This window comes from Ferrimonas gelatinilytica (genome assembly GCF_039544205.1).
Taxonomy (GTDB): Bacteria; Pseudomonadota; Gammaproteobacteria; order Enterobacterales; family Shewanellaceae; genus Ferrimonas; species Ferrimonas gelatinilytica.
In genome coordinates this window covers 19,508-38,552 of sequence record NZ_BAABLF010000008.1, presented here as the reverse complement: position 1 = coordinate 38,552, position 19,045 = coordinate 19,508, and the positions used below count along the sequence as shown (strand labels likewise).

At 58.6% G+C, this 19,045-nt stretch carries 18 protein-coding genes and 6 tRNA genes; 5 read left to right on the top strand and 19 right to left on the bottom strand.

What is annotated here, in order from left to right; all coding sequences use genetic code 11:
- Positions 1-127: 127 nt before the first annotated feature.
- The 9 genes from ABD997_RS07445 to mutY form a co-directional block, all read right to left on the bottom strand.
- Positions 128-203, bottom strand: a tRNA-Phe gene (locus ABD997_RS07445).
- A gap of 34 nt (positions 204-237) precedes the next feature.
- Positions 238-313 (bottom strand) — tRNA-Asn (locus ABD997_RS07440).
- A 37-nt stretch (positions 314-350) separates the two neighbouring features.
- Positions 351-426: transfer RNA gene (locus ABD997_RS07435), tRNA-Asn, on the bottom strand.
- Between the two features lie 6 nt (positions 427-432).
- Positions 433-508: transfer RNA gene (locus ABD997_RS07430), tRNA-Phe, on the bottom strand.
- Between the two features lie 31 nt (positions 509-539).
- A tRNA-Asn gene (locus tag ABD997_RS07425) sits at positions 540-615 on the bottom strand.
- Between the two features lie 114 nt (positions 616-729).
- Positions 730-805: transfer RNA gene (locus tag ABD997_RS07420), tRNA-Phe, on the bottom strand.
- A gap of 303 nt (positions 806-1,108) precedes the next feature.
- Positions 1,109-1,666 (bottom strand): acyl-CoA thioesterase, encoded by a 558-nt coding sequence (locus ABD997_RS07415; RefSeq protein ID WP_345316381.1) that lies wholly within the window; start codon positions 1,664-1,666, stop codon positions 1,109-1,111.
- A 99-nt stretch (positions 1,667-1,765) separates the two neighbouring features.
- On the bottom strand, positions 1,766-2,038 hold the full coding sequence (locus tag ABD997_RS07410; RefSeq protein WP_345316380.1) for an oxidative damage protection protein: 273 nt from the start codon (positions 2,036-2,038) through the stop codon (positions 1,766-1,768).
- Between the two features lie 50 nt (positions 2,039-2,088).
- Positions 2,089-3,138, bottom strand: a complete 1,050-nt coding sequence (gene mutY, locus ABD997_RS07405; protein WP_345316379.1) for an A/G-specific adenine glycosylase — start codon at positions 3,136-3,138, stop codon at positions 2,089-2,091.
- A gap of 94 nt (positions 3,139-3,232) precedes the next feature.
- Here mutY and trmB point away from each other — a divergent pair, with 94 nt between their 5' ends.
- From trmB to ABD997_RS07380, 5 genes are all read left to right on the top strand, one after another.
- On the top strand, positions 3,233-3,949 hold the full coding sequence (gene trmB, locus ABD997_RS07400) for a tRNA (guanosine(46)-N7)-methyltransferase TrmB (protein ID WP_345316378.1): 717 nt from the start codon (positions 3,233-3,235) through the stop codon (positions 3,947-3,949).
- A 9-nt stretch (positions 3,950-3,958) separates the two neighbouring features.
- Positions 3,959-4,297, top strand: a complete 339-nt coding sequence (locus tag ABD997_RS07395) for a 50S ribosome-binding protein YggL (RefSeq protein ID WP_345316377.1) — start codon at positions 3,959-3,961, stop codon at positions 4,295-4,297.
- On the top strand, positions 4,297-5,208 hold the full coding sequence (gene glsB, locus ABD997_RS07390; RefSeq protein WP_345316376.1) for a glutaminase B: 912 nt from the start codon (positions 4,297-4,299) through the stop codon (positions 5,206-5,208). Before ABD997_RS07395 ends, glsB begins: the two co-directional genes overlap by 1 nt.
- A gap of 313 nt (positions 5,209-5,521) precedes the next feature.
- Entirely contained in the window at positions 5,522-6,331 is an 810-nt protein-coding gene (locus ABD997_RS07385) for a DUF2884 family protein (protein WP_345316375.1), read from the top strand.
- Positions 6,332-6,459: 128 nt separating this feature from the next.
- A complete protein-coding gene (locus ABD997_RS07380; protein ID WP_345316374.1) occupies positions 6,460-7,392 on the top strand; it encodes a LysR family transcriptional regulator in 933 nt (310 codons plus the stop codon).
- Positions 7,393-7,834: 442 nt separating this feature from the next.
- On the opposite strand, the gene ABD997_RS07375 is transcribed toward ABD997_RS07380, so the two are convergent.
- The 10 genes from ABD997_RS07375 to ABD997_RS07330 all read right to left on the bottom strand — a co-directional run bounded on the left by ABD997_RS07375 (position 7,835) and on the right by ABD997_RS07330 (position 19,030).
- Positions 7,835-10,957, bottom strand: coding sequence for an efflux RND transporter permease subunit (locus ABD997_RS07375; RefSeq protein WP_345316373.1), 3,123 nt, complete (start codon positions 10,955-10,957; stop codon positions 7,835-7,837).
- A gap of 9 nt (positions 10,958-10,966) precedes the next feature.
- Entirely contained in the window at positions 10,967-12,127 is a 1,161-nt protein-coding gene (locus tag ABD997_RS07370) for an efflux RND transporter periplasmic adaptor subunit (protein WP_345316372.1), read from the bottom strand.
- A gap of 196 nt (positions 12,128-12,323) precedes the next feature.
- A complete protein-coding gene (locus ABD997_RS07365) occupies positions 12,324-14,171 on the bottom strand; it encodes a DUF885 domain-containing protein (protein WP_345316371.1) in 1,848 nt (615 codons plus the stop codon).
- A gap of 114 nt (positions 14,172-14,285) precedes the next feature.
- A complete protein-coding gene (gene hemW / locus ABD997_RS07360; protein ID WP_345316370.1) occupies positions 14,286-15,428 on the bottom strand; it encodes a radical SAM family heme chaperone HemW in 1,143 nt (380 codons plus the stop codon).
- On the bottom strand, positions 15,429-16,028 hold the full coding sequence (gene rdgB, locus ABD997_RS07355) for an RdgB/HAM1 family non-canonical purine NTP pyrophosphatase (protein ID WP_345316369.1): 600 nt from the start codon (positions 16,026-16,028) through the stop codon (positions 15,429-15,431).
- Between the two features lie 93 nt (positions 16,029-16,121).
- On the bottom strand, positions 16,122-16,559 hold the full coding sequence (locus tag ABD997_RS07350; protein ID WP_345316368.1) for a DUF4426 domain-containing protein: 438 nt from the start codon (positions 16,557-16,559) through the stop codon (positions 16,122-16,124).
- Positions 16,560-16,626: 67 nt separating this feature from the next.
- Positions 16,627-16,923, bottom strand: coding sequence for a DUF167 family protein YggU (gene yggU, locus ABD997_RS07345; RefSeq protein ID WP_345316367.1), 297 nt, complete (start codon positions 16,921-16,923; stop codon positions 16,627-16,629).
- On the bottom strand, positions 16,920-17,471 hold the full coding sequence (locus ABD997_RS07340; RefSeq protein WP_345316366.1) for a YggT family protein: 552 nt from the start codon (positions 17,469-17,471) through the stop codon (positions 16,920-16,922). Before ABD997_RS07340 ends, yggU begins: the two co-directional genes overlap by 4 nt.
- A gap of 21 nt (positions 17,472-17,492) precedes the next feature.
- Positions 17,493-18,332 (bottom strand): pyrroline-5-carboxylate reductase, encoded by an 840-nt coding sequence (gene proC, locus ABD997_RS07335; RefSeq protein ID WP_345316365.1) that lies wholly within the window; start codon positions 18,330-18,332, stop codon positions 17,493-17,495.
- A gap of 14 nt (positions 18,333-18,346) precedes the next feature.
- A complete protein-coding gene (locus ABD997_RS07330; RefSeq protein ID WP_345316364.1) occupies positions 18,347-19,030 on the bottom strand; it encodes a YggS family pyridoxal phosphate-dependent enzyme in 684 nt (227 codons plus the stop codon).
- Between the last annotated feature and the right edge of the window lie 15 nt (positions 19,031-19,045).

The following is a 19,045-nucleotide window of genomic DNA, read 5'->3' as shown; positions in this document are numbered from 1 at the left end:
TCCTTCCTGCAATCGAGTGAGGGACGCGCGCTGATTCTTACAAGCGTCAATCCGCTGCTCGGCCGCTTGAGGTCTTTCGGTTGCAGATAGAGAAAAGCCCCGACCAGAGGTCAGGGCTTTGCTTAAATGGTGCCTCGTCCCGGAATCGAACCAGGGACACGCGGATTTTCAATCCGCTGCTCTACCAACTGAGCTAACGAGGCACAGTCGCGTATTTTACCTGACGCCTCAGAAAAGTGGCTCCCCCTGCTGGACTTGAACCAGCGACATACGGATTAACAGTCCGCCGTTCTACCGACTGAACTAAGGGGGAACAGATTGTCGCGTATTTTACCTGACGCCTCAGAAAGTGGCTCCCCCTGCTGGACTTGAACCAGCGACATACGGATTAACAGTCCGCCGTTCTACCGACTGAACTAAGGGGGAACGAAGTGGTGCCTCGTCCCGGAATCGAACCAGGGACACGCGGATTTTCAATCCGCTGCTCTACCAACTGAGCTAACGAGGCGCTCGCGTGTTTTAACTGACGCCTCAGAAAGTGGCTCCCCCTGCTGGACTTGAACCAGCGACATACGGATTAACAGTCCGCCGTTCTACCGACTGAACTAAGGGGGAACAGATTGCTGCCTCGTCTTGGAATCGAGTTAGGGACACGCTGATTCTTATAAGAGTCAATCCGCTGTCCTACCGAATCTTTCGGCCGAAGCAAGGTGTTTATAACACCAAAAATGGTGCCTCGTCCCGGAATCGAACCAGGGACACGCGGATTTTCAATCCGCTGCTCTACCAACTGAGCTAACGAGGCGACGGGGCGCTATTAAACGGATTTTGATGGGGCAAGTCAACACGATTTTCTTCGTTTGGGCGAAAGATGCGCAGCCTGCTATCAAGTGGCCGAAGTTTAGTCGCTATGGGCCCCGCAAAGCGCTCTAGAAGTAGGTTTGAGAGCTTTTTCCGCTAACAACTAGGGGGGCTAACAAATGAACAGTCATCGGTCGATGGCTCAATATTAACACCTCAACAGGCGTGGGAGACGGGCAATGCCGGCCTCTGCTCCTTGGTGTCGATAACGGGTCTGGGCATCTTCCTTTCTTCTGGCCCGGCCCCGTCAAAGCGAATTTGTGTCAGTAGTCTGGGAGTGCACTGGTGGCCAGGGGCGCAGGGACTCACTCTCTATCCAGGCTTTAGGCCAGTCACTGGGGGCAGGCTTCCAATCTGGCATTCCCATCGCCTTGATCACCTGTTCTGCCTTGACTGAACGGCCCTGGCTGGTGACGCCGGTGCGAAGCAGGACGGAGGAGGCGGGTTCCCCTTTTAGCCACATTGACTGTTTCACGTAGATCCACCGCTCATCGATACCGACGACCTGGGTGCGAATGGTAACGCTATCGAACAACTTGATCCGTTTACGGTACCGGACCGTGCTGCCGGCCACGACCAGACCCCAGCCCTGTTGCTTGAGGGTTTTTGCCAGGCCTGAGCGTATGGCAAAGTCGAACCGGCCCAGATCGTAAAGCGTGAGTACCCTTCCATTATTCATCTCCATGAACATGTCCAGATCCCAGGGGCGGCAGCGAAAATGGGTCTCGGCGACCCCATCCGGCGGCATCGCGGGGGCACGAAGGGCCCTGATTGAGGTCGTTAAGAGTCTAAGCAGCGGGTACATGGCAACACATCCTTGATCCTGTACAGGCGAAACGAAACAAGGCTCCCTAGGGAGCCTTGTGGATCATATCAGAGGTGAACGACCGTTTGGTGCAATCACTCAAGATTCTGGTGGGCGATAGCCTTCAATATGGATCTCCTCCCCTTCGAACAGGAACTTGATCATGTTGTCCTGCAGCATCTGTCGATGCTCCGGATTCATCATGTTGAGCTTATGCTCATTGATCAGCATCGTCTGTTTCTTTTGCCACAGGGCAAAGGCTTCCTTGGAGATGTTATCGAATACCCGCTTACCCACTTCGCCGGGGATAAGTTGAAAATCCAGCCCTTCGGCCTCTTTCTTCAGGTACTGGCAATAAACGGTTCGTGCCATTGCTGCTTCCTCTTGGTTGCTTAGGCGCTGTTATACCAGAAGGCGGGGGATCAGCCCAACTGCCGCAGTTGATTTAGAAGCTTTTCGGTCGGTGCGGCCAGCCCTATGGTGTGTTGCTCGTCGAGGTGAAACCACCCGGCGCTCTGTTCTGCCACCTGCTCCGGTTGTCTGCCCAGTTCGACCAGTACCGGCTGAATATCCAGATGGTAATGGCTGAAGGTGTGACGAAAGGGGTCGAGCATTTGGGGTGACTTGTCGGCTTTAAGCGGCTGCAGGGCGCTATCCAACTCCGCCTTGGTATCGAGTTGGGGGGGACACCAGAGCCCCCCCCAGATCCCGGCGCCGGGGCGCTTGGCGAGAAACACTTTACCTTCGAATCGCATCAACAGCAGGAAGCAGGCACGCACCGGCTTCTCCTTTTTGGGCTTCTTTCCCGGATAGTCTGATTGACGCTGCTGCTGCATAGCCTGGCAGGTGAGGGCGACAGGGCACTGATCGCACTTGGGTCGGGAGCGGGTACAGATCATCGCCCCCATGTCCATCATCGCTTGGTTATAGGCTTGGGCCTGCCCAAGCGGTGTATTTTCATCCGCCAGCTGCCAGAGTCGATTCTCCACGGCTTTCTCTCCAGGCCAGCCTGCAACCGCATGGTGACGGGCCAGGACCCGCTTAACGTTACCATCGAGGATGGGGTGGGGCTGGTCCAGGGATAGGCTGAGGATCGCCCCAGCGGTGGACCGCCCAACTCCCGGCAGGGCCACGACCTGCTCGAAGCTGGTGGGAAACTCACCGTTATGGTTGTCTCGGATTTGGCGTGCCGCCTTGAGGAGGTTGCGGGCGCGGGCGTAGTAACCCAATCCCGTCCAAAGGTGCATCACCTCGTCGTCATCGGCGTTGGCGAGATCGTTCAGGGTGGGGAAGCGTTCGGTAAATCGTTCGAAGTAGGGGATCACCGTGGCGACTTGGGTTTGCTGCAGCATCACCTCCGACAGCCAGACCCGGTAGGGGGAGCGTCGCTGCTGCCACGGCAGGGTTTTTCGACCATGTTTGTGGTACCAAGCTAGGATCTGGGTGGCAAAGGGGGTGGGGTTCGCTTCCATCGATGAGCAACCTAAAATACAATCACGCGTTTTTGTGGGCGCCAGTGTATCGCCCGCCGCACTCAGCGCAAAGCGCCTATAGCGAGAAGAATTGATGACTGACGAGCAGAAGCCGGGTGTCCAGGACGAGGACAAACGTATGCGCAAGATCCGCTCCTTCGTAAAGCGGGAGGGGCGTATGACCAAGGGGCAGGCCCGTGCCATGGAGCAGTACTGGCCCACCATGGGACTGAACCATGAAGATGGTCCGGTCGATCTGGACCAGGTCTTTGGCCGCAGCGCCCCGGTGGTGCTAGAGATCGGCTTTGGCATGGGTAAGTCCCTGGTCGAGATGGCCAAGGCGGAGCCGGAGAAGAACTTCGTCGGTATCGAGGTGCATGGTCCGGGCGTCGGGGCCTGCCTGCTCTATGCGGAGGAGTTGGGGGTGACCAACCTGCGGGTCTACGAGCATGACGCCGTTGAGGTGCTGGAGGATTGTATTGCCGATGCCAGTCTCGACAGGGTACAGCTCTATTTCCCGGATCCCTGGCACAAGAAGCGTCACCATAAGCGCCGTATCGTGAAGGAGTCCTTTATTGCCCAGATCCGCCAGAAGCTAAAGCTGGGTGGGCTCTTCCATATGGCCACCGATTGGGAACATTACGCAGAACACATGGTGGCGGAGATGAATGAAGCGCCTGGCTTCGTGAACACCGCCAGTGATGGTGATTTTGTACCTCGTCCCGATTTTCGTCCCCTGACCAAGTTCGAGGCCCGCGGCCATCGTCTCGGCCACGGGGTTTGGGATCTCATCTTCAAGCGCGAGAGTTAAGGCGACATCATGGCCATCAAGAGTAATGCGAAACGTAACCAACGTATTCACAAGAAGCTGCGCACCGGTGCCTACCAGGAGCTGGGGTTTGACCTGTTCTGGACCTTCAACCCTGAAGTGACCGAAGCGCAGATCGATACCATCGTCGATCAGTTTATTGACAAGGTGATCGAGCCAGCTGGACTGGGTTTCTCCGGCAGCGGTCACAAAGCATGGGAAGGCGTTATCTGTACCCGTGATATCGGCAAGTGCACCGAGGCGGACCGACAGAGGGTCAGTGATTTCTTTGCCAAGCAGCCGGTCTCCGATTTCCGGATGTCGGAGCTTTACGATATCTGGTGGGGCTGATGCCGACTGCGCTCCAACTGCAGGAAGTGGTGGCGGATGCGACGCCACTCCTGGGTGGCGGTAAGGTCGCCGATTACATCCCAGAACTCGCCAAGGTGCCCAGCGGTAAGCTGGGCATCGCCGTTTGCAGCCACCGTGGTGTGGTCGGGGCGGGAGACTTCGAGGAGGCCTTTTCCATCCAGAGCATCTCCAAAGTGTTTGCCCTGGTGCTGGCAATGGGACTGTATGACGAGCAGGAGCTGTGGAGCCGGGTAGGCAAGGAGCCTTCGGGAAACCCATTTAACTCGCTGGTCCAGCTGGAGTTTGAGCGCGGCAAACCCCGAAATCCCTTTATCAATGCCGGTGCCCTAGTGATCACCGATATGCTGCAGTCCCGCCTCAGTGCGCCTAAGCAGCGGATGCTGGAGATGGTCCGGGAGCTGTCCGGCAATCCCCATATTGTTTCCGACAAGTTGGTTGCCGCATCGGAGTACCAGCACTCTGCCCGCAACGCCGCGATTGCTTACCTGATGAAGTCGTTTGGAAACTTCGATAACGATGTGGATGCGGTACTGCGAACCTACTTCAGTCACTGCGCAATCCGAATGAGCTGCGCCGATCTGGCTCGGGCGTTCTTCTTCCTCAGCAACAAGGGCAGCGGATTGGACCATCAGAACCGACTTTCGGAAAAGCAGAACCGCCAGGTGAATGCCCTGCTGGCCACCTGTGGCCTTTATGACGGCTCTGGTGAGTTTGCTTACCGGGTTGGAATGCCGGGCAAAAGTGGCGTTGGCGGAGGCATTGTGGCCGTGGTGCCGGGGCAGATGAGTGTGGCGGTGTGGTCTCCGGAGCTGGACCCCAGTGGTAATTCGGTGGCCGGAGTGGCGATGCTTGAGATGTTGAGCAAGCGCCTGGGCCGCTCTATTTTCTGACCCGCGCTTTTAAATCTCACGGTTGTAAAAAGAGGGGGCCGCGATTATGCGGCCCCTCTTGTTCGTCGTTGAGACCATAGGCCGTCATGGGCGTCTGTGAAGTTTGCCTAACATTTGGCGAACTCAACGAAATTGCGCATTATCGTCAACCTGCCATTGTTCATAGGAAGCGAGGGCTAATGGGCCCTGCAGTTCATCGTGATGACCTGGCATGAAATTTGTTTGCAGATTATCTCGCAACGGCCGTTAATTTCGTGGGCACCGGGCCTGTATGGGGCAGGAGCACCTAAGATTGCTTTTAAGGATATTCATCATGTTACGTTTTGCTTTTTGTGTTGCAGCGCTGTTTGGTTCGTTTACGGCGTTTGCCAACGATCTGCAGTTCAATGGTGTCCAGTGTGACCTGAGTTTCCAGCACACGTTGGAGGTGGATTCGGAGCGTTTGCTGGTGAGCGAAAACAAGAAAATCCTTTATCGCTTCGAGCAGGGACGCCTCTGGCTTGGTGACGAAGAGGTCCCACTGACACCGGTCCAGCATGATGCCTTGGCGCTTTATCAAAGCCAGCTGCTGGTCAACGCCAAGGCGTTGGTGGGCGTAGTGGATGAAGCCCTGGGATTGGCCACGGTGGCTGTCGATGAGGTGGTGACCGAACTTGGCGCCTTGGGGGTGGAAGCGGATAGCCTGACGGGGTTGATGGAGGGGGTTCGTCAGCGGGTTCAGGGATCGCTGGTGACAGGGTCCGGCAGCTACAAACTCAGTGGCGAGACGATGAATAATCTCGAGTCCGAGATCGACGACGCGGTTTCCGAGCAACTCGAGCAGGCGATCACGGCATCGGTGGGTAGCGTCATGGTGATGATGGGCCAGGCGCTGGCGGACGGCGAAGCGGGCAGCTTCGAGGAAAAGATGGAGAAATTTGGCCGCTCCATGGAGCAGATGGGCGAGCGCTTGGAAGCCCGCGTCGAAGCGCAGTCCGAGGAGATCGAACGCAAGGCAGAGGCGATGTGTCAGGACTGGATCGCCGTTGACCAGATTGAGGGTGAGGTGCAGCGCCTGATCCCAGAGCTCAATGGCATCGATGTGATTGTCCAGGGTGACCCCTCATTGGCCTGGATCCGCTAAGTTTTCTGGCCCCTGATTACAGTCGGTTCGCTACAGTGTGGAGTGGGCGGCGGTGTTCAACACCGCCGCTTTTCTTTTCTGGCCCGTCGGGGTTCAATAATGTTTGGGGCAAAGAGGAACCGTCGTGAATGCGTGAATTGTTAGAACCTATTGTTATTTTTACCCATGTGGTGCGGGCCCAGGGGTTCTCAGCGGCAGCGCGCAAGCTTGGGATCTCCAAATCCAAAGTCAGCAGTCAGATCAGTCAGCTGGAGCAGCATCTTGGGGTTCAACTGGTTCAGCGAACCACACGCTCTTTGAGCCTGACCGAGAGCGGAGAGTTGCTCTACAGCCACGGAGAAGGGCTGCTCAAGGACCTGGATCAGGCCATTGCCAGCGTACAGACTTTGCAGCGGGAGATCCGAGGGGTACTGAGGGTGGGCATTACCCAGGCGTTTGGCTCCATGCACTTGATGCCCCTGATCCCCCTGTTTATGGATGAGCATCCGGAGCTGGAGCTGGAGATCAGCTTCCTTGACCATAAGGTAGACGTCGTGGCGGAGGGGTTGGACCTGCTGTTGACCATGTCTGAGCAGCTCCCATTGGGCATGGTGGCCCGTCCGGTGATGGAGTGCGAGTTCGCCCTGCTGGCGTCTCCCACCTACCTGGCCAAGCATGGTGTTCCCTATCATCCTGAACAGTTGGCGGAGCATAACTGCCTGACATACAAAAGCGAGTGGTATCAACACAGCGTTTGGGAGTTTGGCCGCGACGAAGAGCGTTGTGAGATTCGGGTGCAGGGGAATTACCGGGTGGATGATGCACCGGCACTGAAAGACGCCGCTCAACATGGTCTGGGGATCGTCTATCTGGCGACCTATCTGTTGGAGCAGGAGCTGCAAAAAGGGGAGTTGGTGCAACTTTTGCCCGATTGGCAACTGAATCACAAGTTGGCTTTGCAGGCGGTTTACCCGCGTAGACAACACCTTCCACCCAAGGTTCGTGCCTTTGTCGAGTTCATTCGGGGCCACTTAGGCGACAAAAAACGCTGGGGATTGAAGGTGGACTCGACTCAGGAGTGAGGAGAGACTGTTCTTTACAGAGAACAGTTACGGACTTTTTTGCGGAGTAATCTTCAAGGCATTAATTTTTATATATTTTTTATGGCGTCCTTAGCAGGGGAAGAGGTCATCAATGTTGCGTCTTTGTTGTCTTGCGATGGGTCTGGTCTTGCCCGTGGCGAAACCACTGGTATGATGAGCGCCATCGAACAGGCGAGGCCGAGATAGCCCTATTTAGGCTCCTGCCGCTGCTGTAAGGGCCGTACCCAACCGGCTTTTGATACCAGGCGACTTTGGATTGCCATCACGATTCGCCCGTACCATGGCACTAAGACCATCGGGCAATAAAGCGACGAGCCGCGGTAACAACAATAACCAAGCTCAAATTAATAAGAAAAATTGGAGGACCCTGGGTCCTCCATTTTTTTATCCTCATGTTACCTCGGGCCGGGTTGCTCTTACCTCAGGCGCTGGCTCCCCGGCTTTTCATCTTCTCTCGAAGGGTCTGCAGTACGACGTAGAACACGGGAACCAGCAGGGTACCGACGATCCCCGCGGCGATCATGCCGCCAAACACCGCGTAACCCAGGGCATTACGGCTTTCCGCTCCCGCGCCGCTTGCCACCACCAGGGGGAAGACTCCGAGAATAAAGGAGAAGGCGGTCATAAGTACGGCGCGAAACCGCAGTTTGGCCGCCATCTGGCCCGCTTCGACGATGCTTACGCCTGCACTTTCCCGCTGTTGCTTGGCAAACTCCACGATAAGAATCGCGTTCTTCGACGCCAGACCGATGAGCAGCACCAGGCCTATCTGGGTGTAGAGGTTGATCTCCCCCCCGGCGAGCCAAACATTCAGAAAGGCACCCAGAATTGCTACAGGCACCGCCAACATCACCGCAAGGGGGATGGTCCAACTCTCGTACTGGGCCACCAGGAAGAGATAGGTGAATACCAATGCGAGGGAGAAGATGATGGGAGCTAGGTTGCCCGCCTCTATCTCCTGGTAAGTTTGTCCGGTCCACTCGAACTGGTAACCACTGGGCAGAGCGCGTGCCGCGACCTGCTGCATCGCTTTGATGGCATCGCCGGAGCTGTAGCCGGGCGCGGGGATGCCGTTGATGGTCACCGAGCTATAGAGATTATATTGGCTTACCACCTCCGGCCCGAGTATGGGCTGCACCGTCACCAAGGTGGAGAGGGGGACCATCTCCCCGGTAGAAGTGCGTACATAGAATCGGTTGATGTCATTTTCCGAGTTGCGGAAGTCGGTTTGGGCCTGAACCATGACCCGGAATACCTTTCCAAACCGGTTGAAGTCGTTGACGTAATTGCCTCCCAGCATGGTTTGCATGGTGGCAAAGATCTCGGTTAGGGGGATCCCCAGCGCCTTGGCCTTTTCTCGGTCCACTTCGACATACATCTGCGGTACATCGGCGCGAAAATTGGAAAACGCCGCGGCGATGGCGGGTTCCTGGTTGGCCTCGATGATCAGTGCGCGCATCACCGAAGCCAGCTCCGCCGGTGAGCGCCCCATGGTGTCTTGCAACACGAACTCGAAGCCGCCGACGGCCCCTACGCCAGGTAGCGGCGGCAGGGCAAAGGCCATGGCGTTGACCAGAGGGTTGGCCGCGTACTTGGCCTGCAGGCGTTGGAGGATCGCTTTATCGCTTAGGTTGGGGTCGTCCCGCTCCTCCCAGCTGCTGAGGGAGACAATCATCAGGCCGCCGTTGGAGGCGATGGAGCCGGTGAGCACCGAGAAGCCGGAGGCGTGAATCACATGCTGCACGCCCGGCTCCTCTAGGGTTAGGGTCACCAGATCCTTCATCACCTCTTCGGTTCGGTTGAGTGAGGCACCGTCCGGCAGTTGCAGATCCACCAGGAAGCTCTTCTTATCCTCCGCGGGTACGAAGCCGGTGGGCAGGATCTTGGTCAGCCCGCCGGTGGCCACCAGGGCCAAAACGAAGAGCCCCATGGTCAGGGCGCCCCGACGGATAAACAGGGCGACCAGGCCGGTGTAACTGCCGGTGAGGCGCTCGAACTGACGGTTGAAGGCCGCGTGAAAACCCTGCTCATGCTGCTTGGGGGGCTTAAGCAGCGAGGCGCACAGGGCGGGGGAGAGGGTAAGGGCGTTGACCGAGGAGATCAGCACTGCGATGCAGATGGTGACCGAGAACTGGGCGTACATCTGCCCGGTGATCCCCGGCATGACCGCGGTGGGGCCAAATACCGCCAGCAGCACTAAGGTGGTGGCAACGATGGGGCCGGTCACCTCATTCATCGCTTCAATGGTAGCCTCTGCCGGCGTCAGGCCTCGCTCCTCCATCAGCCGGGTGACATTCTCCACCACCACGATGGCGTCATCCACCACGATGCCGATGGCCAGGATCAGGGCAAACAGCGACACCGTGTTGATGGTCATCTCAAACAGCAGGAGGAACAGAAAGGTGCCCACCAGTGAGACCGGAATGGCGATCGCCGGAACCAGGGTGGAGCGCAGATCCTGAAGGAACAGGTAGACCACCAGGATCACCAGCCCCACGGAGATAAAGAGTGTCTGGACCACCTCGTTGATGGAGACCTCAACGAACTCGGTGGTGTCGTACAACACCTCGTACTCAAGATCATCGGGAAAATTGGTAGCCAGTCGCTCCATCTGCTGGCGGATCCCGGCGGAGACCTCCAGGGCATTGGCATCGGGGCTTTGGTAGATGGCCAAAATGGCGCTGGGGGCATTATCCAGTTTGCCCTGGGCATCGTAGGTTTGGCTGCCCAGCTCAACCCGGGCGAGATCAGCCAGTATCACCTTGGAGCCGTCCGGGTTGGAGCGAAGCACCACACGCTCATACTCCTCCGGCTGGCTCAGGCGTCCTTTGGTTTGCAGGGTGTACTGAAACTGCTGGTTGGGATCCACGGGCGCAGCTCCGATACGGCCCGCGGCGACCTGTATGTTCTGCTCCTGCAGTGCCTTGACCACGTCATTGGCGGTGATGGCGTAGCTGGCCATCTTGTCCGGATTGAGCCAGATCCGCATGGCGTAATCCAGGCCGCCGATGATCTGCACTTCGGAGACGCCCTGAACCCGAGCCAGGGTGTCCTTGATGTTGAGCCCCGCGTAGTTGGTCTGGAACAGGGCATCGAAGGTGCCGTTGGGTGAGAACAGGTTCACCACCATCAGGAAGTTGGGGCTCTTTTTCTTGACCTTCACCCCCTGCTGTGTGACCTGGGCGGGCAGTCGGGGCAGGGCCTGCTGGACCCGGTTCTGTACGTTAACCTGGGCCATATCGGCGTCGGTGCCCACGGAGAAGGTGACGGTCAGACTGTAGGAGCCATCATTGGCGGATTTGGATTGCATGTAGATCATGTTCTCGACGCCGTTAACCTCCGCCTCGATCACCTGGCCAATGGTGTCCTTGACCACCTCGGCACTGGCACCGGCATAGCTGGTGCTGACGGAGATCTGCGGGGGCGAGACATCGGGGAACTCTGCTACCGGCAATACCGGGATGGAGAGCAGCCCCATCAGGGTGAGCACGATGGAGATGACAAAGGCAAACTTGGGACGGCGGACAAAAAACTGGCTGATCATGACCGCCCCCTATCGTTGGGTTTCGGACTGGAAGGGCTGAGCCTCCTGGGCCACCGGGGTAACTACGGCCCCCGGACGGATCTTCTGCAGCCCCTCCACCACGATCTGCTCTCCCGGCTCCAGCCCTCGGGTGACCGCCCAATCGATGCCGAAGCGGTCTCTCAGTTCGATGATGCGTTTGTTCACCGTGTTGTCCTTGTCCACCACCATGACGTAACGGCCCTGTTGATCCTCCTGTACCGCGGATTGCGGCACCAGCAGGCGCTTCTCCTCGTTGGGGGAACTGAGCTCCACATTGACGTACATGCCGGGAACCAGAAAGCGGTTCGGATTGGGGAATCGTGCCCGGATGGCGATGGTGCCGGTGGCGGCATCGACGCGATTATCAACAAAGTCGATGACGCCCTGTTGATCGAAGCGTTCGCCATCCGGCAGGACCATGGCTACGGGCAGCGCACTGAGATCGATCTCCTCATCGCTGTTGCTTATCATGCGACGCACCCGGGTCGCTTCTCGTTCGGAGGTCTGGAAGAAAACGTAGATGGGGTCGGCCTGAACCAGGGTGGCGAGATCGGTCTGGGGAGTGACCAGGTCCCCGGTGGCAACTAAAGAGACGGAGATCCGTCCATCGATGGGGGCCTTCACCTGGGTGTAGGAGAGTTGCAACTGGGCCCTTTCAAGTGCCGCCTGCAACTGCCCAACCTGGGCCTCTGACTGCAACTTTCGGGCGGTGAGTTCATCCATGTCGTTGTCGGAGATCATTCCATCCGGGTGGAGTCTCCGGCCCCGCTCCCAATTGAGGACAGCAACATCCCGAGCTGCGATGGCCTGCTCCAACAGTGCTTCTGCCTGTGTTACTTCGGATCGGTAGCTCTCAGGGTCAATGGTGAAGAGCAGGTCGCCGGCTGACACCGTTTGTCCCTCATTGAAGTGACGTTCAAGAACCTGGCCTGAGATCTGGGGTTGCAGGGTGACATCCTCGAATGCCCGGGTGCGGCCGACAAACTCCGCCTTGGGTTGGACCGTCCGCTCTGACACGGTAAGGGTCTGGACGCTTGGGGGGACAGCCGGCGCCGAAGCCGGCTCCCGACCACATCCAAAGAGTCCCAAAACCAGAAGGGCCACAGGGCTCCAGTACTGTATTCCATGCATGATTCCCGCTCGTTTCACCGCCGACACTCCCTTTAACCCAATACGTCACTTAACTTCAGTTAACATATTAGGATCATTACTGGGGATGTGCCTTAAGTCACTGATCTTAATCATTGCTTTAGTGAAGTGGCAGGACAGGTAGCCCAGAGGGAAAAGCGCCCCCAAAGCCTGGAGGCTTTGAGGGCGAGGTGTGGCAAGGGATGAGGTTTGAGGATTAGAGGCGCAGGGTTTCCTGAGTCCAGTTATTTACCTGCTGCTCCAGCACATCCAACGGCAGCGGGCCGTTTGCGAGCACCGCATCATGGAAGCCTTTTAGTTCGAACTGTTCACCCATCTGGGCTTTGGCCTCGGCACGTAGCTCCAGCAGTTTCAGCATTCCCACCTTGTAGGCGGTTGCCTGACCCGGCATCACGATGTAGCGCTCGATCGCTTTGACAATATCACCATGGGGGTTGGGCGTGTTCTGGGCCAGGTAGTCGATCGCCTGTTCCCGGCTCCAGCGCTGATCGTGGATCCCGGTGTCGACCACCAGGCGGCAGGCGCGCCACAGCTCCATCGCCAGGCGACCAAAGTCGCTGTAGGGATCCTGGTAGAAACCCATCTCCTTGGGCAGGTACTCGGAGTAGAGGCCCCAGCCCTCGATATAGGCGGTATAGCTGCCGTAGCGACGGAACTTGGGCAGACTCTCCAGCTCCATGGCGATGGCGATCTGCATATGGTGGCCGGGCAGCCCCTCGTGGAATGCCAGGGCTTCCATCTGGTAGCTCGGCATATGTTTCATGTTGTAGAGGTTGGCGTAGTAGATCCCAGGGCGGCTGCCATCCGGAGCCGGCTGTTGGTAGAAGGCTTTGCCCGCGGATTTCTCCCGGAAGGGCTCCACCGCTTTAACTACCAGGTCGGCCTGCGGCTTGATGCCGAACACCTCGTCAAGGCGCGACTTCATGGTGGCGATGGTGGCATCGGCCTGCTGCAGGTAGGACTGCTTGCCACTTTCGTCATTGCTGAAGTAGAACTGGGGATCGGTCCGCATGAAGGCAAAGAAGGCCTGAAGATCGCCCTCGAATCCCACTTTTTGCATGATCTGGCGCATCTCATTGTGGATGCGGGCCACCTCGTCCAGCCCCAGCTGGTGGATCTGCTTGGCGTTGAGATCTGTGGTGGTGACCCTGGCCAGACGCATCTGGTAGAAGGCTTCGCCATCCGGGAGCTTCCAGACGCCGTCCCGGGTGTCGGCACGTTGCTGCAGCCCCTCCAGGTGGGCAATCAACTTGTCGTAACCCCGTTTAACCTGCTGCTTCAGGGCTTCGGTGGCCTGGTTCAGCAGCACCTGCTTGCGCTCGTTGTCCAGTGCGAGTGCGTCCAGCTTGGCTTTGAAGTCCGCCAGAAGCACGCTGTCCTTGCCTTCGGTGAAGGGCGCACCGGAAACGATGTTTCGGCTATCGGAGAGGGCGTGGCCGAAGACAAACCTGGGGGCAAGGATCCCTTTCTGCTCGCGGATATTAAGTTGCTCAATCAGCTGGTCAAAGCGCAGCTCGATCCCCTTGAGTCGCTCGATGTAATCCAGCGCGTCCTGCTCTGTGGCGACCAGATGCTGGTTGATCAGGAAACTGGCGGTGGTGGACTGCATGCCGTACATCTGGTTGATGGGGTAGCTGTGGTGACGCCAGTGGTAGTCGCTGATCTGCTGCTCCAACTGCGCTTTCATCAACCGGTAACTGAGCGCGGTCTGCTCATCCAGTTTATCGGCCTCGATCTGTTCAAGTTGGGCCAGGTGCTGCTGGGCCAGCTTGAATTGCTGCTCGGCGTGTTCCTCGGTAAAGGGGTCCCAACGATCTTTATTGCTGTCCATGCCCAGGCCGGTTTGGGTCATGGGGGAGGCCATGACATCGGCCATAAAGATCTCTTCGAACAGGGCATTGGCCCTGTCTGATTCACTCTGCTGGCGGACGGGGGCCGAAGCGGGTGCCGGTTGGGCTGCGGTGGTGGCCGTTGAGCTGGCCGGTTCACAGCCGGTCAGGCCCAGTGCCAGGGCGATGGCTAAGGTGGTGGGAAGATGCTTCACGAAGCGCTCCTTGCGACATGATGATGGAAAATCAGTCGCAAGTGTGCCAGTGGGTTTTCGTCAGGCCAAACCGGAACTGTTAGCAGATCTTAATGACGCCGGCTGCCTCAACGCTCAATCCGGCAGAAAACGGCCCAGCAGCTCGTTCAAATAGCGGTGGCCCAGCTCCGTCAGTTGCATCTGGGTGTCGTCACGGGTGATGAGTCCGCGGGACTGGGCCCAGGTGAGCTCGGCTTCAACGTCGTCGTGATGCAACTGAGTGCGCTGGCCCAGCTCCGCCAGTGGCATCGCTTCCATCAGGCGCAGACGGTTCATGAAGTACTCCAGCGCCTGATCCTCCTTGGCCACCGTCACCTGCTTATCCATGGGATCCCGGCCGGGCTCAAGATAGCCTTTGGGGTGACGTACCTTGACGGTGCGCAGCAGGGTGCCGTCGGCTTGCGTGATCTTGCCGTGGGCACCACAGCCGATCCCCAGGTAGTCGCCGAAACGCCAGTAGTTGAGGTTGTGTTCGCACTGGTAGCCGGGTTGGGCCCAGGCGGAGATCTCGTACTGGCGGTAGCCGGCGGCCTCCAGCAGCGCCTTGCCCTGCTCATAGATTGCCCACTGGGTCTCTTCGTCCGGAAGCTGCGGCGGCTTGCTGGCGAACTGGGTGTTGGGTTCGATGGTGAGCTGGTACCAGGAGAGGTGGGGAGGTGCCAGCGCGATCGCCTGCTGAAGGTCGTAGAGGGCATCGTCAACGCTTTGCTCCGGCAGGGTATGCATCAGGTCCAGGTTAAAGCGTTCGAAGCCGGCCTTGCGCGCTTCCTTGGCCGCTCGGCGCGCTTCCTCTGCGCCGTGGATCCGGCCCAGAAGGTTGAGTTTATCTTCCTGGAAGCTTTGTACTCCCACCGACAGGCGGTTGACACTGGCGTCCCTGTAGGGCTTGAACCGCCCCGCCTCCAGAGTGCCCGGATTGGCTTCCATGGTCACTTCGCAATCGGCGGCCAACGGCAGGCGTTGGTCAACGCCGCGCAGGAGTCGGCCAATTCCCTCGGCGGAGATCAACGAGGGGGTACCACCGCCGATGAAGATGCTGCGCAGCATGCGTCCCTGGGCTAGGGGAAGGTCCCGCTCCAGGTCTTTTAGCAGGGCATCGATATAGTCTGTCTCCGGCAGTGCCCCCTTTCGGGCGTGAGAGTTGAAGTCACAGTAGGGGCACTTCTGCTCGCACCAGGGGATATGGATATAGAGCGATAGCGGCGGCAGCTGAGCCATTTAAAGGATCCCTTTGGCTTTGAGGGCGTCGATCAGCATCCCCATCGCCTTGCCGCGGTGGCTGTTGGCATTTTTCTGCGCAGGTTCGAGTTCGGCGGCGGTGAGGGTTGTCCCTTCAACCTGGAAGATGGGGTCGTAGCCGTGCCCCCCGTTACCCTTGGGGGCAGTGGTGATACTGCCCTCCCAGCTGGCCTGGGCGATCACCGGAGAGGGATCATCAGCATGGCGCATGAATACCAGCACGCACTGAAAGCGGGCACGGCGGTCAGCCTGCCCTTCCATCGCCAGCAGCAGTTTCTGCCAGTTCTGCTCTGCGGTGGCGTTGTCACCGGCATAGCGGGCGGAGTAGATCCCGGGGCGACCGTTGAGGGCGTCCACCTCGATACCGGAGTCATCAGCGATGGCCGGCAGACCGGTCTCCCGGGCCGCATGACGCGCCTTGATGATGGCGTTTTCCACGAAGGTGGTGCCATCCTCGGCAACGCTGCTGACATTGAACTGTGACTGGGGCAAAACGGTGAAGGGGAAGTCTGCCAGAAGCTGGGCAAACTCTTTGACCTTGCCGGCGTTGCCGGTCGCCAGGACGAGACGTTGGGACATGGGATTCTCCTCGGGCCGGGGCGCACAAAAAAAACGGCGCCCCGCTGAAACAGGGCGCCGATCTTAGCGGATCGAAAGGGGGTTGGGAAAGCCTCAGTCGGCGTAGTACTTGTGCTCGAAACGCAACTTGGTGTTGAGATCGCTGCCATTGCTCAGCTGGATGTCGAAGAAAAAGGCTTCTTCGTTACTGTGTTTGAACTCGGCGATGTAGTAGATGGCGGTGCCTTCACGAATTTCGTGGAAGTCGAGCTCGCGGATGCTGCCCACTAAGTTACGCGCGGTGCCGCTGATGGTCAGTGGGACAGCGTGGGTCTCAGGACCGGTCTGAGAGGTATCCAGCACAGTAATGTTAACTAGGCCATTAAAGCGACTGCGGGTAAGTCCGTATGTCTTGGCAATCGTAGGCGTCAGGAAGGTGCTGCCGAAGGCCGCGTAGTGGATCGCGTATTTACCGACCTGCATCTTTTGCTCTGCCTGGGCGGGGAGTACCAGCATTAGGGCACTCAAGGCCAGGGCCATCAGGATCTTCATTGCCAATTCCTCGTTGTTTTTACAGCCCGTTACAAAACTATAGCACCGGCTACCGCCCCAACGGTGATCACTCTGTAAGCAGTTGCAATACCGCCTCTGGGATCACCTTGGGCTCGGAGATGGTGACCTGCTTATGACGCCCCTGGGCGCCCTTGGTGATCTCTACCTGAGACTTAGGCACGCGAAACTGTTTGGCCAGATATTTGATCAGGTGGGCATTAGCCTGACCGTCTACCGGCGGTGCGGTGATGGCCACTTTCAGTTCGTCGCCATGTTGCCCCACCAGCCCATCCCGGCTGGCTTTGGGCTGGATATAGAGGTTCAGCAGCAAGGTATCCCCCCGCCGCTGTACCGCCTGGTTCACACAACGCCCCAGAAGGGGAGGTAGTTGTGCAACAGAATGTTGATGAAGTTCATGCCGATCAGCAGCACCAGCATGGAGAAGTCCAGGCCACCCATGGGGGGCAGGAAGCGGCGGATCGGTGCCAGCATCGGCTCGGTCAGCTGATGCAGTACCGCCTCGATGGGGTTATAGCCTTGGGAGACCCAGGAGAGGATGGCTCGGATAAGCAGGGTCCAGAACAGCAGCAGACCCGCCTCTTTGAGCACGGTGACGGCGCCAATAACCAGCAGCAGAAGAGGGTTCAACGGGGCGTCACTGAGCATCAGGCGCAACACCCAGATCAGCACTCCAAGCAGCAGGGCTAACAGCACGGTGGCGGTGTCGAAACGGCCGAATGCCGGGATTACGCGACGCATTGGCGCCAGCACCGGCTGAGTGGCTTTGACCACGAACTGGCTGAAGGGGTTGTAGAAATCGGCGCGGGCAAACTGCAGCCACAGGCGCAGCAGAACCACCATCAGGTAGAGCTTGATCAGGGTGGTACCCAGGAAGATAAGAGCTTCGTTCATAGGGATCTCGTTATGTCCGTTTTAAAACAGTTTCGCCATTTCCTGGGCGCGAAGCACCGCAGCGTCCATGGCATCGGCCACGCTGTCGCGCAACCCGTGGTGTTCGAAGGCCTCGATCGCCTTAGCGGTGGCCCCCCCTTTGGAGGTGACCTGAAGCCTGAGTTGCTCCAGGGAGAGCTCGGGGTTCTGCTTTACCATCGCCGCCGACCCTACCGCAGCCTGTTGGATCATCGCCCGGGCATCCTCGGCAGTGACACCCATCTTCTCGGCTGCCTGCTGCATCGCTTCCATAAACAGGAAAAAGTAGGCCGGGCTGGACCCGGCACAGGCGATCACCTGGTCGATCTGCGCTTCCCGGTCGAGCCAGATGATCTCCCCGACCGCCTGCATCAACTGGCCGGCGAAATTGCGATCTTCCTGACTCACCTCCGGCGGTGCATAGAGCCCGGTCATTCCCAGCCCCAGCAGGGAGGGGGTGTTGGGCATGGTGCGTACCAGCGCCACTGGCTGAGCCAGGTAGTTGGCCAGGCTGTCACAGGTCACCCCTGCGGCGATGGAGATCACCAGCTTGCCGCCCAGGTTAATGCCGGCTATCGGGGCGCACACCTGGGCCATCAGCTGGGGTTTGACCCCAAGGACGATCACTTCGGCCCAGTCACAGGCGGCGAGATTGTCGTTTCCGGTATGGATATGAAACTCTTTGGCCAGCCGGTCCAGCTTGGGCTGGCTGGGATTCGCCGCGAGGATGGCGTCGGCCGGGTAACCATTGTTGACCAGGCCGCTGATGATACTGCGGGCCATGTTCCCGGCGCCGATAAAGGCGATGCGGCGATGGGGCTGAGCGGTTTGGGTGGATTGCACATTCACTCCAAGTTTTATTGTCGGGCGCCGAACAGGGCGGTGCCCAGTCGAACCAGGGTACTGCCTTCGGCGATGGCGGCTTCCAGATCGCCGCTCATCCCCATCGACAGAGTGTCTATATGCGGATGGTGGCGCTGCAATTCAATGAACAGCTCGCACATTTGGGCAAAAGCCTGGCGCTGCTGACGATCATCGTTGCTGGCGGCGGGGATCGCCATCAGCCCGCGCAGCCGCACCCGCGGCAGGGCGGCGACCTCGGCGGCCAGTTGCCACAGATTCTCCGGCTGCACCCCGGATTTGCTCTGCTCTCCACTGATGTTGACCTGTAGGCAGAGGTTCAGGGGGGGCAGGGTATCGGGCCGCTGCTCACTGAGGCGCTGTGCAATTTTGAGGCGGTCAATGCTGTGGACCCAGGCAAAATGCTCTGCCACCGGACGGGTCTTGTTGGACTGCAATGGCCCGATAAAGTGCCAGGTCAAGGGAAGGTCCTGCAGCTGGTCGATCTTGTCGAGCGCCTCCTGAAGGTAGTTCTCCCCAAAGTCGCTTTGGCCGGCTTCAAAGGCGGCGCGAATGTCGTCCGCCGGCTTGGTCTTGCTGACCGCCAGCAGGGTGATCTCCTCCGCGTTTCTGTCAGCACTCCGGGCCGCATTTGCCACTCGGCTTTTGGCTTGGATTATCCGCTCTGCTATGGTGGTCATAGATCTGCTTAGGGA

Bases quoted from the DNA above. Each gene is read 5' to 3' on its own strand.
- ABD997_RS07380 (WP_345316374.1), top strand. From the start codon at position 6,460: ATGCGTGAATTGTTAGAACCTATTGTTATTTTTACCCATGTGGTGCGG.
- mutY (WP_345316379.1), bottom strand. From the start codon at position 3,138: ATGGAAGCGAACCCCACCCCCTTTGCCACCCAGATCCTAGCTTGGTAC.
- ABD997_RS07415 (WP_345316381.1), bottom strand. From the start codon at position 1,666: ATGTACCCGCTGCTTAGACTCTTAACGACCTCAATCAGGGCCCTTCGT.
- rdgB (WP_345316369.1), bottom strand. From the start codon at position 16,028: ATGTCCCAACGTCTCGTCCTGGCGACCGGCAACGCCGGCAAGGTCAAA.
- glsB (WP_345316376.1), top strand. From the start codon at position 4,297: ATGCCGACTGCGCTCCAACTGCAGGAAGTGGTGGCGGATGCGACGCCA.
- trmB (WP_345316378.1), top strand. From the start codon at position 3,233: ATGACTGACGAGCAGAAGCCGGGTGTCCAGGACGAGGACAAACGTATG.
- hemW (WP_345316370.1), bottom strand. From the start codon at position 15,428: ATGGCTCAGCTGCCGCCGCTATCGCTCTATATCCATATCCCCTGGTGC.
- ABD997_RS07385 (WP_345316375.1), top strand. From the start codon at position 5,522: ATGTTACGTTTTGCTTTTTGTGTTGCAGCGCTGTTTGGTTCGTTTACG.
- ABD997_RS07395 (WP_345316377.1), top strand. From the start codon at position 3,959: ATGGCCATCAAGAGTAATGCGAAACGTAACCAACGTATTCACAAGAAG.
- ABD997_RS07330 (WP_345316364.1), bottom strand. From the start codon at position 19,030: ATGACCACCATAGCAGAGCGGATAATCCAAGCCAAAAGCCGAGTGGCA.
- ABD997_RS07350 (WP_345316368.1), bottom strand. From the start codon at position 16,559: ATGAAGATCCTGATGGCCCTGGCCTTGAGTGCCCTAATGCTGGTACTC.
- ABD997_RS07410 (WP_345316380.1), bottom strand. From the start codon at position 2,038: ATGGCACGAACCGTTTATTGCCAGTACCTGAAGAAAGAGGCCGAAGGG.
- ABD997_RS07375 (WP_345316373.1), bottom strand. From the start codon at position 10,957: ATGATCAGCCAGTTTTTTGTCCGCCGTCCCAAGTTTGCCTTTGTCATC.
- ABD997_RS07340 (WP_345316366.1), bottom strand. From the start codon at position 17,471: ATGAACGAAGCTCTTATCTTCCTGGGTACCACCCTGATCAAGCTCTAC.